Raw genomic sequence first — 16,365 nt, 5'->3', positions numbered from 1 at the left:
CATTTTCGGGACGGTTTGCTTGGCCGTCCTGCCTGTCGGCGTTCATGTTGCGACAGGCACTTTAGGCTCTTGCGTGCTTTGATCGTCTGTACTGATCGATGACGACGGCAAAGACGATGATCGCGCCCTTGATGATCTCCTGGTAATAGGAGCCGATCTTCAGGAAGGTGAAGCCGGAGGTGATGATGCCGAGGATGATGGTTCCGATCAGCGTTCCGGTGATGCGGCCAGAGCCGCCGGCCAGCGATGTTCCGCCGATCACGGCTGCGGCGATGGCGTCGAGTTCGTAGGCGTTGCCCATTGTCGGCTGCGCCGATGCCGCACGCGCTGCCGTCACCACCCCGGCCAGGCCCGACAGCAGTCCCGCGACGGCATAGACCTTGATGAGATGTGAGCCGATGTTGATGCCGGACACCCGCGCCGCCTGGGGGTTGGAGCCGATTGCATAGGTGTATTTGCCGTAGCGTGTATAGCCGAGCGCGATATGCGACAGCGCCGCGACGCCAAGGAAGATGATCACCGGCAGGGGCACAGGGAAACCGAGAAGGATGAAGCTCTTGCCGAGCCAGGTGAATTCCGGGGTCAGAAGACCGATCGGCTGACCGAGCGTATACCACTTGGCAACACCTCTGGCGCAGACCATCATGCCAAGCGTGGCGATGAAGGGAGGAATGCCGGTCTTGGCGATCAACAGGCCGCTGACCCAGCCGGCCAGCAGACCGACGACAAGGCCGGCGAGGATAGGCCAGATCGGCAGGAGGTCGGTGAGCGCAGGATAAAGGGCACGCACGTCCGTCGAGCCTTGCGCCAGCGAGGCGGCGACCATGGCGGCAAGCCCCACCACCGAACCGGAGGCAAGGTCGATGCCGCCGGTGATGATGACATGGGTCACACCGACGGCAAGGATGCCGATCACCGAGACCTGAAGGATGATGATCGACAGGCGTTGCTGGTTGGCCAGGAACGAACTGCCGACGAACATCCAGCCGAGGATCTCGAACACAACGGCAATGCCGACCAGCACCAGGGCCATCGACATCTCACTGTGAAACTTGCGTTTCGCGACCCGCTTTTCCGCCACAACCGTGGCTCCAGGTGTTATCGTCATTGGGCTGCGAGCTCCATGATCTTGACTTGGTCGGCGTCTGCCCGGTCGAGAATACCGGATACACGCCCTTGCCGGACAGTCATGACACGGTCGCTCATTCCGAGAATTTCCGGAAGTTCCGACGAGATCATGATCACGGCCACACCTTCGGCAGCGAGTGTCGAAATCATGCGGTGGATCTCGGCTTTGGCACCGACGTCGATACCGCGGGTAGGTTCGTCGAGAATGAGCAAGCTCGGCTTTGTGAGCAGCCAGCGACCGATCAATACTTTTTGCTGATTTCCACCAGACAGATTCATGATCTTCTCGCCCATTCCCGGCGTCTTGACCCTAAGTGAGTTCGTCATCGTCTCGCAATCTTCAGACAGACGCCTCTGCTCGACAAAGCCGTTACGTACATATCCGCCGTGCAGGGCTGCCATCTGCATATTCTGTTGAATGTCCAACAGGAGGAAGCAGCCGGATTCCTTTCTGTCTTCAGTGAGAAAAGCCATTCCGTTTTCCATTGCAACGCCGGGAGAATTTACATTGACAGCCTTTCCTCTGATCTCGATCGTGCCGGCAGTCGCGGGCGTAACACCGAAGATCGTTTCGGCGATGTTGGAGCGACCGGCACCGACGAGCCCAGCAATCCCAAGAATTTCTCCTGAGCGGAGCTCAAATGAAACGTCCTCGAAAACACCTTTGAGACAAAGGTTTTGAACACTCAGTACCACGTCCCCGATCTTTGCCGGAACCTTGGGAAACATTTGCGAGATCTCACGCCCAACCATCATGCGAATGACCTCTTCCCGGGTCAGTTGGTCCGCGGACTTGGTCGCGATGTGTTTGCCGTCCCGGAAGATCGATACTTCGTCTGCGATCTCGAAGAGCTCGTTCATCTTGTGCGTGATGTAGATGATGCCTTTTCCACGTTCCCTGAGGGTTTTGATAATACGGAAAAGATGCTCGACCTCACGCTCGGTGAGCGCCGAGGTGGGCTCGTCCATGATCAAGACGTCGGACTCGTAAGAAACCGCTTTGGCAATTTCTACCATCTGGCGATTTGCAACCGAGAGCATGCCGACCTTCTCGTCAGGATCCAGATCGATTCCCAACTCCTCGAAAAGCTCGGAGGTACGGCTATGCAATTCCTTGTGGTCAACGAGGCCAAAGCGGTTCTTCGGCTCACGCCTGATCCAGATATTTTCGGCAACGGTCATATGATTCATCAGATTGAGCTCCTGGTGAATCATGGCGATACCGTTATCGAGTGCATCCAGCGGGCTGCTGAGGCGAATGGGAAGACCGTTGAGAAAAAACTCTCCCCCATCCGGCGTGTAAATGCCCGCAATGATTTTCATTAACGTCGACTTCCCGGCGCCGTTTTCGCCCATGAGGGCGTGAACGGTGCCGCGCCTCAAACGGAAAGAGACATCATCCAGCGCAACGTTTCCCGCAAACTCCTTACGGACGTCTTTGACTTCCAAGAGATAGTCAGCGTTTGGAACGGCGCCGCTTTCCCGAACCGCCTTGATAGTTGATGGTGAGATTTTCTGCATCTTGGCAGACCTTCTGCTTCATGAGCGTAGACGCTTCGGCTGCAGATATGCCTTGGAGGCATATCTGCAGCCGAAGCGGCGATCAGTTCTTGGCGAGGTACTTCTCGACGTTTGCCGGATTCACGAGTTCGTAGGGTATCCACATCGGCGATACGACGTTCTCGCCCTTGGCAAGCTTGATGGCCGCGTCGACTGAGCCGGCGCCCTGCCCCAGCGCGTCCTGGAACACGGTGACGTGGAGCTCACCATTTTGCATGTAATGCATCGCTTCCTTCGTCGCATCGACGCCAGCGACGACGACATCCTTCATGTTCCAACCGGCAGCCTTCAGCGAGTTAACCGCGCCGATGGCCATTTCGTCGTTGTTTGCAAGCACAGCCGCCGGCTTGTAGCCCGCAGTGATCCAGTTCGTCATCAAGTCCTGTGCCTTGACCGGATCCCAGTTGGCCGACTGCTCATCGATGATCTTCATGAAGTTGCATTCCGGCTTGGCTGCGACGTCATGAACCGCCTTGCTGCGCAACACAGCCGTCTCGTTCGCCAGGATGCCCTGGATGACGAGGATGCCTGCGTCTTGCGTCTTTCCCTGTTCCTTCAGAACACGGCAGACTTCCTGCGCTTGCAAAGTGCCAGCGACATACTCGTCCGATCCGACAAACGCCGCCTTCGGTCCGAGCTCCTTCACGTCGCTCGGCGTGTTGTTGACGTAGACGAGCGGAATACCAGCTTCCGCAGCCATCTTTGTCATCGTCGGCGTCGCCGAGGTTTCCACCGTGTTGACGACGATCGCATCGACACCGGCGGCGATGAAGTTCTGCACCTGCGATAGCTGTTTGTTGACGTCGCCTTCGGCAAATTCAATCTGCAGGGGCTGGTTTAGCTTCGCAGCCTCGTCCTTCATGCCCTGCACCAGAACCGCCAGGTTCGAGTCGCTGTGGGAAATCGTAACGCCGATGTCTCCGGCGTGCGCAGCTGAGGCCGCAAGCGCCAAAATCGCAGGTCCAATGATCATTCGCTTCATGTCCTAGTCCCCCTTTTCTTGGTTGAGTGTCCGGAAGCACCCAGGATTATCCGGACCGTCCTTCTCCACTAAGGACGGCTTGCGGACGATCACGCTGATTGTCTAAGCTGCAGCGTAAAAGGCAGAATGATGTTTCTGGGCTGCGCATCATCAGGAAGCCGGGTGCCGATCAATTCCGCTACTGCCGGACCAAAGTCCAAGGCGGGAACCTTCACTGTCGTAAGCCAAGGCGCCAGCCATTCATTCAGGCGATTGTCGTCAAAACCGCAAACCACCAAATCTTCGGGCACGCGCATGTGCCTTTCGAAAGCCGCCCGGTAGACGCCATAGGCGATCATGTCGTTGGCGCAAAATATTGAATATTTCTTGGGGTCCGCTTCGAGCAGGCGCGATGCACAGTCATAGCCAGCTTGCATCGTAAAGGCGCTCTCGAACTGAAGAACCTTTACATCATCTCCGAGCCCGGCCAGGAAGCCGTCGAGCCGTGCGGTGCTGCCGGAATAGTGTCGTGGGCCATGAATGGCCACGCAGTTCGTATAACGCCGGTCGACGAAGTGGCGACCAACGGCTAGACCAGCCTGGAAATTGTCGATCCCGACATATGGTGCGAGAATTCCCTGTGCCGGGCGTCGGTTCACGAATATCAGATTGTCTTGCCTGGCGGCCAGTTCGCGTAATTTCGGCGTATCGATCGCCCCCTGCAGAACGATTGCACGAACCCTGAGCCCTAGTGCATCGGCAAGAAGCCTGTCCTGCTGTGTGGGGTTCTCGCCAGTATTGGCGAGAACCATCGACAACCCAATCTCTTTGAGAGCACTTTCCACCGATACAGCGATATCGGCCGTGAAGTGGTTGGTCGCGTCGGGGACCAGCATCATAACGACGCGACTTTGAGACAGGCGAAGCGAGCGGCCGATTTCAGAAGGGGTATAGCCCAATGTCTTGGCCGCGCGTCGAACGCTTTCGATCTTGTGAGGAGAGACGGAGTCTGCCTTCCCAGAGAAATATCGCGACACGGTAGCCGTCGAGACACCGGATAGGCGTGCGACATCCCGGACAGTGGGAGGCTTTGACATCAATGCTAACCTATATGATTGGAGACGCGCACCAAGCTGGCACCCCTCTCCAGGTGGTAACGATTACATTTTCAAGCTGCCGTTTTGGCATTTGCGGCGTCGACGAGCGGCTTGAGGTATTCGAGCGAGACGCGGGCGACCCAGTCGGGTTCGATGCCGCGCTGGTGGAAGCCGCATTCCATCGACAGATAGCCGTCGAAGCCGGTTTCCTGCAGCGCGTCGATAAGAGCCGGGAAGTCACCCCTGCCCATGCCCGGTGGCAGTCGGTTGTTGTCGGAGGCGTGGATGTGGACCAGGTCCTTGCCCATGGCATGGACGTAGTCGGTCATTACTTCCTTCTCTGTGATGACGTGATGGCTATCGAACATCAGGCGCACGTTCGGCTCGCCGACATCCTTCATCATGTCGATGGTGTTGTCGCAGGTATTGACGATGTTGCTGTCTTCCGGCGTCGGCTCGATCACGATCTCGACGTCGAAGTCCTTTGCGAAGCGGGCGATTTCGCCGATCGCCTGCGCAGCCCAGTCCCATGCCTGGCGATAGGTCGTGCCGAAGATATACCAGCCCGGCAGGCAGATCAGCCGCTTGCCGCCCCAGTCGGCGGTTAGCTGCACCATGTCCTTGTAATGGTCGATCGCCCAGCGGCGCTCTTCCGGGATCGGCGAAGCGACGTTGTTGCCGGGACCGCCGCCATGGGCCGGCAGCATGGCTGCCAGTTCAAGCCCATAGTCTTTCAGCATCTGGCCGAGATCCTTGCGCCGTTGCGGGCTCAGCGTCGGTGGAAAGACATGCGGGCTGGCCGCTCCGATCTCGATGGCGTCATAGCCGCTCTTCTTGACGCGCTTGATGGTTTCTTCAAGCGTATAGGCCGGCAACCACGTCGGGTTGCTTGCATAAGGCCAGGTGTGCATTGCAAGCTTGATCGTCATCGCACACGCTCCCTCAGGCTGCAGATTGCTTGATGGTTTCCCAGGCGCCGGTCTGTCCGGAGACGAGAATGGCTTCGGCGATGCGCTCGATCTGCACGCCGTCCTTGAAGTTCGGCGAAGCCGGCTTGTTCTCGGCGATGGCCTGCAGGAAGTTGTACCACTCGATCGACTTGATATCGATGTAGCCCTGCCCCATGCCGGCAACCGGCCACAGCTTGTCGCCGAACGGCTGGTTCGGACCGGAATAGATCGTGCGGAAGCCGAAGGCGTCAGCCGGATCGTCGGCAAAGGCGACGCGCAGTTCGTTGAGACGCTGGTAATCGAAGGCGATCGAGCCGCGGGTTCCGTGGATCTCGAAGCCGAGTTGGTTATGATGGCCCCAGGCATTGCGCGTTACTTCGATCGTGCCGTGCGCTCCGCCTGTGAACTTGATCATTGTCAGCGCGGTATCGTCGACATCGACCTTGCCCTTTTCCGAGGACGCGGCACCGCTCGGTCCAAAGAACCGACCTGCCGGCAGCGGGCGTTCCGGGATGAAGGTCTTGACGATCGCATTCACCTGCTCGAATTCGCCGACGAGCAGGCGTGCGGCATCGATCACATGCGTGCCGATATCGCCAAGCGTACCGGAACCCGCCAGCGCCTTGTTGAAGCGCCAGGAGAGCGGCTTTTCTGGATCAGCGCCCCAATCCTGAAGGTAATAACCGCGGAAGGTCAGGATGTCGCCGATACGGCCCTCATCGATCAGGCGCTTGGCCATCTGCAGGGCGGGTGTGTGACGGTAGTTGTAGGACACCATCGTTACCACGCCGGTCTTGTTGGCGGCGGCAAGCATCTCCTCAGCTTCGGCCACCGTCATCGACATCGGCTTTTCGCACATGATGTGCTTGCCTGCCTTGGCCGCAGCAATCGCAATCGCCGCATGCGTGTCGTTGGGCGTGCAGATATCGACGATATCGATGTCGGGGCGCGATACAACTTGGCGCCAATCGGTTGCGTGTTCCGCAAAGCCATACTGCTTGGCAGCGTTTTGCGCCAACTCCTCGTCGATATCGACGATCACCTTGCGCTCAATCTCGACCGGTGAACCAAACAGGATCGGCACGACCGCGGTGGCGATGGAATGGGCCTTGCCCATAAAGCCGGTGCCAATGAGCGCAACATTCAATTTTTTCACTGATAAGCCTCCAATGAAGGGCGGGCCAAAGCCCCCGGTGCCCCTATTTCAGATCTCCGCGAGCCCGCTAGAGCTCGTCGCCATTTTGCGATGTTAACGTATACAACACCACGAAATACACGATGTCAACGATTACATTTTGATTGACGCCGGTTTTAACGAGCGTAAGATGGTCGAAAACATAGGGGAACAACGATGCGCTATTACGGCATTATTTCTCGTGATCAGGTCATCTTCCTCATCGCGCTAGCGCTTAGTTTCGCGACGGTATTGAACCTGCGCACGGTCGCGAAATTCGTCGCGCGCGAGGGCAACAATTTAAGCGAAATGCAAAGCCTGCAGGCGCAGGCGAAACTGGCAGCTTTCAAACACTATGTTCTTGGCAGCGATGATCAGGATAAGGTTGTCTTACACCGCTGGGGGAGCTGAGGTCGGGCGCGGCGAGCTTGTGCAGGGCAAGCTGTGTGTCCACTCTGGACGGCGTTTTCGAAGGCATTCCACGGCACTTTAAGGCGGCTGTACCGTCACAAACCCCCGATCCGATCCGGGACATCCGTTCTCTACTTTGTTCCCCACTCATCGCACAGGCGTTGCAATCCGACGAGACATTGAGCGCAGGGATCAGGCCGTTGACATCGATCAATGAAAGCAAACCTGGTTCGTCACCCAGCGCGGCTACGGACGGCTCGGGTAATCTTTTTCTGCGACGTTAAGATCGTTCGTGACAGCAGTACGGCCTGATCGGCACATGCCTCAAGCTCGTCTTGATCGCCCGACCATTCGCACCAGGTACTTGCTGCATCAAGCAGTGCCATTATGGCGCGAACGGCGCGTTTACTGGGAAGATATCCCATCTCCTCTGCTGCCGACTCAAACAGGCCCGCACAAAGATCCAGCCAGTGGTCGATCTCGTGACGGAATTCGAGTTCCAAGAACCCTCCAATGCGATCCATTCTAACAAGGAGATCCCATAGATCGCTCGCGGGATGCGAAATCTGCCGCTTTGCGGCTGTGACAACCAAGGCATCCCAGAACTCATTGACGTTGCTCGTTCTGTCGATCGCCTCAAGAACAGCGTATCCCCAGTTGCTGTAGTGCCAGCGCAGCGACTCCGCGACGATCTCACCGCGCCCGCCGGGAAAATGGAAGTAGATGCTGGAAGCCTTGACACTGGTTTCCTTAGCGAGCAGCCGCATCGTCACGGCGGAATAACCTTTGACGGTTGCGAGCTTTAAGAATACCTCCAGAATGCGCCGGCGGCCCGGGGTCAAGTCAGACCAATCGCGTTGATCCAGATGCTGCCTGAACAGATTGCGCGCAGTCATCACACGAGGCGGAAGGCTCATTACATAATCCTTACAGTGGCCATGCAGTGAATCTCGCGACATCTTTCAAGTCAACAGGTTCCAGCGGCGCAAGCACTTTCAGTTTGCTCCAGATTGATGCCAACATCGGAAAGCGGCGTTCGGTCCCAGGGCACAGCGTCAGAGGCGGGCCGGGCCGAACGCAGCGCGTCAGGCCCAGCGGGCGCAAAGAGTATTTCAAAACGGGTCTCGCGCAGCCGTAAGCCATCCACCATCCATCACATAGGCGCTTCCATGAACGTAATCGGCGTCGTCGCTGCCGAGAAAGGCCGCCAGTTTTGCGATTTCCTCCGGCTGGCACCAGCGACGCGCAGGAACCTTGCTGATTGCAAGATCCATGTCAGGTGACGCCGCATTGTGCTCCGGTAAAGCCAGGGGCGTTGCGGTGGCTCCGGGGCAAATCGCGTTCACGCGGATCCCGCGTGCACCGTATTCGAAGGTCAGCTGGCGCGTTAAGCCAATCACACCATGTTTGGAAGCGGTATAAGCCGACCCCCCGCCCGCTGCACTGAACCCCGAGGTTGACGACGTGTTGATGATTGCACCCTTGCCCTGCGAAAGCATATGCGGAATGACGGCCCGCGCCATCAGGAAGGGGCCGGTAAGATTGACAGCCAGGACCCTGTTCCACTCCTCGAGGCTCACCTCGTGTGCAGGAGCATGTCCATCCAGAATCCCCGCGTTGTTGCAAAGAAGATCAATTCTTTCCCAGCGTTCGATGACTGCTTTGACAGCACTGTCAACGCTTCCGGCGTCGCTCACGTCTGCCTGTAGTGGATACGCCCTGTCTGGTGTATTAAGTTTTTCGACCGTTTCGACAGCTCGAGCCAGATTGATGTCCAGAGCGGCAACGTAGGCTCCCCTTGATACAAATTCGCTGACCATGGCACGTCCCATTCCGGATCCCGCGCCAGTGATGACCACCACCTTACCGCTATAATTGCTCACGACAATGCCTTCCTTTTTCTATGTTTTACCGAGGGACAGTTACCAGTCGGCACGTGACGCACCGCGTTTTTTGATAGACTGCCTGAATAACTGATCGAGCAAACCCGATGGTTCTCAAGCCTTCTGGATATTTTCCAGGATGGCTTCGTTGACGGTTGCGGATGCCTCCATTTGCGGCATGTGCCCGACCGCCGGGATGCTGCGCAAAGTGACCTTTGCCGGCAGGTCTGCCGCATCCGGGACCGGCACGATCTGGTCCTGCTCGCCCCAGAGGAGGGTGACGGGGCAGTCGAGACCGGCCAGCAGCGCACGGATTGACTGCAACTGGCCGTCTTCATTGGCGATTGTGTCGGCGATCGCCGACAGCGCTTCGGGCACACCTTCGAGACGCTTGAAGCGCAGGGTGCCCTCGACCATGTCGTTGGTGATCTTGGAGGGATCGGCAAACAGCCGCTCAAGCACGTTCAGAAGTGGGCGCCGCCGCTCGGCAGCGACGAAGTCGACGAGAAAGTCGCGGCTCATCTGCTTGCTCAAGCCGATCGGCGCGATCAATGTCAGCGAAGCAACCCGCGACGGCTGGTCGGCTGCGATCCTTGCCGCGACGGCGCCGCCGAAGGAATGGCCGACGAGATGGAGCTTGCCGGGGACGAGATCCTGAACTGCGGCGCTGACGGCTGATGCGATCTTGGCAAGGATGTCGCCGCCGTCGACGGGCGACGAAGCGCCGTGACCTGGCAGATCGACCGCGATCGTGCGGATCTTCTCCGCCAGCGGCGGCTGGTTGAACAGCCAGGTCGACAGGTCGCCGCCAAAACCGTGCAGGAACAACACGACGTCATCGCTCGCTTCGCCGGCTTCGAGCAGGTTGATCGTGCCGCCCTCGACATCGACGGTGCGCGGCGCGGCTATGCCGGCGTCGCCCTCTGCGCCCGAGCCCAGTCGATCGGCATAGCTTTCGATAAAGGCGTCGATCTCTTCTGCGGTGGCGGCCTCGTCGGTGATGACGCCGGCCAGCGCCCCGACCGGCGCCGTCGTGCCTTGCTGCAGCACGATGCGCCGCAAGGTACCGCTTGCCGCTGCTTCGAGGACGTTGGTGACCTTCGTCGTCTCGATTTCGAGGATTTCTTGACCGCGGGCGATGGTATCGCCCTCATTGACCATCCATTGGGTGATCGTGCCTTCGGTCATCGTCATTCCCCATTTGGGAACGGTGACAGCTTCGATAAGCGACATGGGAGTTACCTCTTTACAATGGATCTGGCGGCCTTCGCCACGGCTTCGGGCGTCGGGATATAGGCGTCTTCAAGATTGGGAGCGTAGGGAACCGGTGTGTGCGGCGCCGTCACCAGCTTGATCGGCGCCTTCAGCGCGTCGAAGCATTTGTCGGCAAAGAGAGCGGAGATGTCGGTCGCAACGCTGCACCGCGGATTGGCCTCGTCGACGATGACGACGCGGCCGATCTGCTCGGCGACTTCAAGCAACGTGTCCTCGTCCAGGGGCGACGTGGTGCGGGGGTCGACGACGCAGGCGGAGATGCCTTCCGAAGCAAGCTGTCGGGCCGCTTCTTCGGCAACACCGACCATTCGTCCAATCGCAACGATCAGCACATCCTTGCCGTCGCGCACGACGCGGGCTTCGCCGAATGGGATCGTGTAGGACGCGTCGGGCACCTCGCCGACGGTGTCGTAGAGCATCTTGTGCTCCAGGAAGATGACCGGGTCATCGTCGCGGATCGCCTGCAGCAAAAGACCCTTGGCGTCGTAGGGATTGGACGGAATGACGACCTTCAGACCCGGGATATGGGTGAAGATCGGATAAAGCGCCTGGGTGTGCTGGGAACCGGAACGGCTGCCGGCGCCATAGGTGGCGCGGATGACGAGTGGCGTCTTGGCGCGACCGCCGAACATGTAGCGGAACTTTGCAGCCTGGTTCATGATCTGGTCGAGACAGACGCCGGCAAAGTCGACAAACATGATTTCGGCGATCGGGCGCAAACCGGTCAAGGCGGCGCCGGCCGCTGCACCGATGAAGGCCGCTTCGCTGATCGGCGTGTCGCGGATGCGCTCCGCGCCAAACGCATCGAGCAATCCCCGCGTCACGCCGAAAGGCCCGCCCCAGGCGTCTTTCACGCCATTGGCTCCGGCGCCGCCTGTCAGGTCCTCACCCATCATGATCACGCTCGGATCACGGGCCATTTCCGAATGAAGAGCCTCGTTGAGGGCTTGGCGGAAGGATTTCTTTGGCATGATCGTCGTCCTTACAGATACTTGACGTAGACGTCGGTGGTGAGGGCCGACAAGGGCGGGAACGGTGCGGCACGCGCGGCAGCGACAGCGCGGTCGATCTCGGCTTCCACCGCCTGATCGACGGCATCGAGTTCGGCAGCGTCGAGCAGCGACACCTCGTTGACGCGCTTGCGGAAATTGATCAGGCAGTCACGCTCCCGACGCATCGCCGCTTTTTCCTCGGGCGTGCGATAGTTATCCGGGTCGCCGCTATAGTGGCCGTAGTAGCGCGGCACATGGACGTGCAGCATCGTCGGTCCACCGCCGTTGCGGGCGCGGGCAACCGCTTCGCCGGCCGCTTCATAGACGCTGAACACATCTGTGCCGTCGACCTCTATGGCCGGAATGTCATAGCTTTCCGCCCGGCGCGTGAAGCTGCCGGCCGACACATACTCATTGGCTGTGGCTTCGCCAAAACCATTGTCCTCGATGACGAAGACGATCGGCAGCATCCAGATCTTGGCAAGGTTGAAGCTTTCGGACATGACGCCTTCGTTCATCGCGCCGTCGCCGGCAAAAGCGACCGCCACGTGCTTTTTGCCCAGGAGCTTGGCGCTTAACGCGGCGCCGCAGGTGATCGGCGCACCCGCCGCAACGATCCCGTTGGCGCCCAGCATGCCCTTGCGCAGATCGGCAATGTGCATCGACCCGCCCTTGCCGCCGCAGGTGCCGCTGGCGCGCCCGAACAGCTCCGCCATCATGCTGTCGACGTCGACACCCTTTGCGATCGAATGACCATGGCCGCGATGGGTGGACGAGATATAGTCGTCCTCGTTCAGGTGCAGGCAGACCCCGACGGCACTCGCCTCCTGACCGGCATAAAGATGGGTGTTGCCGGGAATGTCGCCGGATGCCATCTCGTCCATCACCCGCTCTTCAAAGCGGCGGATCATCCGCATGTTGCGATAGACCTCGATGAGTTTGTCCTGTGGTAGTTGCAGGCCCGACATTGCTTCCCTCCTTTTGTTGCCTATGTGGTCTGTCTTGACGTGTCCGTATCCACTACATTGTTCGGCAGCGGATTGACTGGCTGCGGTTGATCGCAGCGACCAACCGCAGCCGGAGCAACCCACCCCTCTTGGGTAGGGTGGACTGCCGAAACGGGCTCACTTGAAAAAGTCCAGGAGTTCACGCACGAGCGCTGTGGGTTGTTCTTCCGCCAGATAGTGACCGCAGTTTTCGATTGCAGTTCCTCGGACATTGGTCGCGATCTTCTGCAATTGTGCGACAAGGTCCGGCATGGAGCCTTGATCCGCCCGCACCGCGAGGACCGGCATTTCAAGTTTTCCCCTGGCGGCAAGCTCTCGGTTCTGTTCTGCGGATAATGACACTGCCCTGTAATAGGCAAGTCCACCCTTCAGGCCACCGTAGAGGAATACGCGCAGGTACTCGTTGAAATCGCTTTCGGAGAACACTTGCGGATTGGCAGCTTTACGCTGAAGGAACCAGTTGAGATAGATGTCCTCCCGACCTTCTATGAGCGCCTCTGGCAGATCGGCAACGTTGTGAAAGGCAACGTGCCACGTGCGCCAAGCGACTTCGGACGACCATGGCAGTGCGTCGGGAAGGCTGATGCCGGGGATTCCCGTATCAAGAATGGCAAGGCCAAGCACATTGTCTGCGAAAAGCGCTGCGTAGGGATATGCAACCCATGCGCCGATATCGTGCGCAACGAGGTAGTGCCGATCGGCGCCCAATTTTTCGAGAAGACCGCGAACGATTTTGGCGATGCCTGTCGTATCGCATCCAGCCACCGGGCGATCAGAATCACCCTGCCCGGGAAGATCCAGTGCAATGACACGATATTTGGCACCGAGTTCCGGCAAAATCTTGCGCCACGCGTACCAGCTCTGGGGGAATCCGGCGAACAGCACGACGACCTCGCCATCGGGACGCCCTCCGCTGACATAGTGCAGCCTGACGCCATTAACCGTAGAAAAGCCTCGCTCAAATCCCTCGATGCCGCTCGACGGCCAATTCAGTGTGTCTGCCATCGCAGCCTCCTTTTCTATAAACTTGTCCAGGGCGGACGACCGCACAAACGGCAGTCATCTCGATTTCCTTGCTGTCCGTTCCACGTCGACGGAAACCCATCGAGTCGCTGGTCAGTGGGCTTCGCGAGCCCGCGTTGAGGCGGTTTTCCAGGTGCCGATCGTCACGGCGACAAGACACACGATCAGCAGAAGCGAGAACACCGCGTTGACAGAAGGCGTGAAGCCAAAGCGCATCTGGTTAAACACCCAGATCGGCAAGGTCGGCGCCCCGCCCGACAGGAACAGGGTTACCATGACGTCGTCGGCAGAAAGGGTCAGACCGAGAAAAGCGCCGGCCAGGATCGTTCCCTTGATCATCGGAAACAACACATGGATGAAGCTTTGCCAACGGCTCGCGCCAAGATCCAACGACGCCTCCATGAGACTTGGATCGAGCCGGCGAAGTCGAACAAGCAGCAGCAGAAAGGTCACCGGCATGACAAAGCTCATCTGCCCGACGACGATCCGGGTGATGCCAGAGGGGATTCCGAAGATCTCGGTTCCCAAAACCATCTCGATGCCGAGAACAACTCCCGGGGTGGCGATTGGAAGCGCAAAGGCCATTTCGTAGAAACGGGCACCTTTCAACTTCGAATAATGGACGATCAGCGCAAATATCGTTCCGACCACCACGGATATGGAAACCACGCATGCTGCGACAATCACCGAGCGCTGAGCCGCCTCGATCAGGGAGGCGTCGTTCAAGAGCTCGTAATACCAGTGCAGAGTCAGCCCTTCCAACGGAAGAGTTTGAAGGTTTGCTGAATTGAACGAGAAAAGGATGATGATGGCGAGCGGCGCATAAAGGTAGGCAATTGCCGCGACGTAACCAATCGCTCCCAGTCTCCGAGCGAAGCCGGTCGAGCCAGTCCCGTCCGATGGTGGCTGATCGCCTTCTCCGCCAACCATGACGCCCTTCACTGGTGTGAGAGCGATGATGACACCGAGAAGAGCCACGACGCTCAGCATCAGAGCTACGGCGACAGAGGCACCATAGGGCCAATTGTTTGCGAAGCCGAACTGTGTCGAGATAACGACGCCCAGCGTGGTCCCGTCGATCCCGCCGATCATTGCTGGAGTGACAAAATCGCCAACCGTGACGAGGAATGCGAGCGAAAACCCGATTGCCAGATTTCTGCGTGTCAGTGGCCATATCAGATGAAGGAATGTCTGCAGCGACGTCGCGCCTGAATCTTCCGACGCTTCTATCAGATCGCGTGGGATCTTCTCGAAAGCGCCCATGGTGGAAATGAAGATAAAGGGCACAGAAATGTAGGCGAAGACGATAACGACTGAACTTGGGCTGTAGAGAAACGCTTCGGACGGGGCATCCAGGATCCCGCTTGAGACTAGGAAGCCGTTGAGAACACCGGATTGGCCAAGGATTACGCGCCATGCGAAAATCCGCATGAGGAGGCTGATCCAGAGAGGCAAAACGATCAGGATCGTCAGCAGCGCTTTGTTACGTCTGGCAACGCGCCCAACATAGAAGGCAAGCGGATACGCGATGACGGTCGCGAGTATGCAAGCAAGAAAGCTGAACGACAGCGTGCGCATTAGCAGGACCCAGAAGCCCGCCGAATTCCACATCCTCGAATAGTTCGTTAGCGATGGCTCGAAGATGATGACGCCCGCCGAAGTCTTCAGAAAGCTGATTCCGATCAGAAGCAGGTTGGGCAGAATGACGATCAGAAACAGCCACGCCAATACGGGGACGCTTGAAAGGCGAAAGCCCAATGGAAAACGTTCTCGCCGCGCAGAGGCGTGCTCGGGTAGTGCTGGAGCAACGATCTCAGTCATGGAAAACCTGCGTGTTTGCGGCATCGAAAGCGACCTTGACGGGCTGGCCCACCGAGAACGTCGAGTCTCGCACCGCGGGTACCGTGCCGATGAGATTGACGGTGCCGCAGCGGACATTGACTTCGCAGTTGGTGCCTAGGAAAAGGACGTCTTCCACTACGCCGGGAATTGTGTCAGGTGCACGGTCTGCGTCATCGAGAGGTTTCACCTGAATTCCTTCGTACCTGATCGCCATCCTCGCCGTTCCGCCCTTTTTGGCAGTCAGTCCCGGAATCCTGGTTCCCTCTACCGTTCCCACGAAGCCGGTATCCGACGGTTCGAAATTGACCACGACGAGGTTGGAGCGACCGACGAAACGTGAAACAAACTCGTTTTGCGGGGCAAAATATATTTCTCGAGGCGTGGCGAGTTGAGCTATCTTTCCGTCCTGCAAGACGACGACGCGGTCAGACATCGAGAGGGCTTCGCCCTGATCATGCGTGACATACATGAATGCTATGCCGAGCTCTTTTTGCAGCGCCACCAATGTGTGTTGCATTTGTTGGCGCAAGCGAAGATCAAGAGCGGCAAGTGGCTCGTCGAGAAGAAGAAGCCTCGGTCGCGATACGATGGACCGCGCCAGCGCAGCACGCTGACGCTGCCCGCCGGAAAGCTGGTGCGGTAGCCGGTCGGCAAAAGTCAACATTTCGGTAAGCGCCAGCGCTTCCTCGGCTTTTGTCCGACGGTTCGGCTTCGGCTCGCCCTTCATCCGGAGTGGATATTCGACATTTTCCCGCACCGTAAGGTGCGGGAAAAGGGCATAACTCTGGAACACGGTGCGGACGTCGCGCTTGTTCGGGGCAACCGAGTTGACCACCTCACCTGCCATGACGATTTGGCCCGTATCCGGCTTCTCGAACCCGGCCACCGTGCGCAGAATTGTCGTCTTTCCGGAGCCGCTCGGCCCAAGGATCGAAAAGAATTCCCCCGGGTTTACCGAGAACGACACCTGGTCGAGCGCCGGTTTTTTTGCCCCGTCATAAGTTTTCGAAACGCCGACGAGCGAAAGTACAGAGCTGGTTTCGCGTGTTCCCATTGTCATTC

General features: G+C 58.5%; 15 protein-coding genes. 1 reads left to right on the top strand and 14 read right to left on the bottom strand.

Going from position 1 to position 16,365, the window contains the following annotated elements; all coding sequences use genetic code 11:
• Positions 1–61: 61 nt before the first annotated feature.
• The 6 genes from ACSQ2Z_RS27350 to ACSQ2Z_RS27325 form a co-directional block, all read right to left on the bottom strand.
• Complete coding sequence (locus ACSQ2Z_RS27350) at positions 62–1,108, bottom strand: ABC transporter permease (RefSeq protein ID WP_436084340.1); 1,047 nt, start codon at positions 1,106–1,108, stop codon at positions 62–64.
• Positions 1,105–2,649 carry a sugar ABC transporter ATP-binding protein gene (locus tag ACSQ2Z_RS27345; RefSeq protein ID WP_436084362.1) on the bottom strand — a complete coding sequence of 515 codons (1,545 nt, stop codon included), beginning with the start codon at positions 2,647–2,649 and terminating at the stop codon, positions 1,105–1,107. Before ACSQ2Z_RS27345 ends, ACSQ2Z_RS27350 begins: the two co-directional genes overlap by 4 nt.
• Before the next feature lie 82 nt (positions 2,650–2,731).
• Entirely contained in the window at positions 2,732–3,670 is a 939-nt protein-coding gene (locus ACSQ2Z_RS27340) for a substrate-binding domain-containing protein (protein ID WP_436084361.1), read from the bottom strand.
• Between the two features lie 89 nt (positions 3,671–3,759).
• Positions 3,760–4,746: a LacI family DNA-binding transcriptional regulator gene (locus tag ACSQ2Z_RS27335; protein WP_436084360.1), complete on the bottom strand. Its 987-nt coding sequence runs from the start codon at positions 4,744–4,746 to the stop codon at positions 3,760–3,762.
• A 71-nt stretch (positions 4,747–4,817) separates the two neighbouring features.
• Positions 4,818–5,675, bottom strand: coding sequence for a sugar phosphate isomerase/epimerase family protein (locus ACSQ2Z_RS27330; RefSeq protein ID WP_436084338.1), 858 nt, complete (start codon positions 5,673–5,675; stop codon positions 4,818–4,820).
• A gap of 13 nt (positions 5,676–5,688) precedes the next feature.
• A complete protein-coding gene (locus ACSQ2Z_RS27325) occupies positions 5,689–6,852 on the bottom strand; it encodes a Gfo/Idh/MocA family protein (RefSeq protein ID WP_436084337.1) in 1,164 nt (387 codons plus the stop codon).
• 195 nt (positions 6,853–7,047) lie between these two features.
• Here ACSQ2Z_RS27325 and ACSQ2Z_RS27320 point away from each other — a divergent pair, with 195 nt between their 5' ends.
• Positions 7,048–7,281, top strand: a complete 234-nt coding sequence (locus ACSQ2Z_RS27320) for a hypothetical protein (protein WP_436084359.1) — start codon at positions 7,048–7,050, stop codon at positions 7,279–7,281.
• A gap of 233 nt (positions 7,282–7,514) precedes the next feature.
• On the opposite strand, the gene ACSQ2Z_RS27315 is transcribed toward ACSQ2Z_RS27320, so the two are convergent.
• The 8 genes from ACSQ2Z_RS27315 to ACSQ2Z_RS27280 all read right to left on the bottom strand — a co-directional run bounded on the left by ACSQ2Z_RS27315 (position 7,515) and on the right by ACSQ2Z_RS27280 (position 16,357).
• Positions 7,515–8,198 (bottom strand): TetR/AcrR family transcriptional regulator, encoded by a 684-nt coding sequence (locus tag ACSQ2Z_RS27315; RefSeq protein ID WP_436084358.1) that lies wholly within the window; start codon positions 8,196–8,198, stop codon positions 7,515–7,517.
• A gap of 195 nt (positions 8,199–8,393) precedes the next feature.
• On the bottom strand, positions 8,394–9,164 hold the full coding sequence (locus ACSQ2Z_RS27310) for an SDR family NAD(P)-dependent oxidoreductase (RefSeq protein ID WP_436084357.1): 771 nt from the start codon (positions 9,162–9,164) through the stop codon (positions 8,394–8,396).
• A gap of 114 nt (positions 9,165–9,278) precedes the next feature.
• Entirely contained in the window at positions 9,279–10,397 is a 1,119-nt protein-coding gene (locus ACSQ2Z_RS27305) for an acetoin dehydrogenase dihydrolipoyllysine-residue acetyltransferase subunit (protein WP_436084356.1), read from the bottom strand.
• Between the two features lie 5 nt (positions 10,398–10,402).
• Positions 10,403–11,410, bottom strand: a complete 1,008-nt coding sequence (locus tag ACSQ2Z_RS27300) for an alpha-ketoacid dehydrogenase subunit beta (protein ID WP_436084342.1) — start codon at positions 11,408–11,410, stop codon at positions 10,403–10,405.
• Positions 11,411–11,421: 11 nt separating this feature from the next.
• Complete coding sequence (locus ACSQ2Z_RS27295; protein WP_436084355.1) at positions 11,422–12,399, bottom strand: thiamine pyrophosphate-dependent dehydrogenase E1 component subunit alpha; 978 nt, start codon at positions 12,397–12,399, stop codon at positions 11,422–11,424.
• A 156-nt stretch (positions 12,400–12,555) separates the two neighbouring features.
• The gene (locus tag ACSQ2Z_RS27290; protein ID WP_436084354.1) at positions 12,556–13,443 is read right to left on the bottom strand and encodes an alpha/beta fold hydrolase; all 888 of its coding nucleotides are present in this window, start codon (positions 13,441–13,443) and stop codon (positions 12,556–12,558) included.
• 111 nt (positions 13,444–13,554) lie between these two features.
• Positions 13,555–15,282 carry an ABC transporter permease subunit gene (locus ACSQ2Z_RS27285; RefSeq protein ID WP_436084353.1) on the bottom strand — a complete coding sequence of 576 codons (1,728 nt, stop codon included), beginning with the start codon at positions 15,280–15,282 and terminating at the stop codon, positions 13,555–13,557.
• Positions 15,275–16,357, bottom strand: coding sequence for an ABC transporter ATP-binding protein (locus ACSQ2Z_RS27280; RefSeq protein WP_436084352.1), 1,083 nt, complete (start codon positions 16,355–16,357; stop codon positions 15,275–15,277). The genes ACSQ2Z_RS27285 and ACSQ2Z_RS27280 overlap by 8 nt, the downstream gene beginning before the upstream one ends.
• Positions 16,358–16,365 lie beyond the last annotated feature (8 nt).

Source organism: Pararhizobium sp. LjRoot235, from assembly GCF_964254145.1.
In the GTDB taxonomy this organism is placed as follows: domain Bacteria; phylum Pseudomonadota; class Alphaproteobacteria; order Rhizobiales; family Rhizobiaceae; genus Pararhizobium.
The sequence above is the reverse complement of the archived record's forward strand: the minus strand, read 5'-3'. Positions and strand labels throughout refer to the sequence as shown.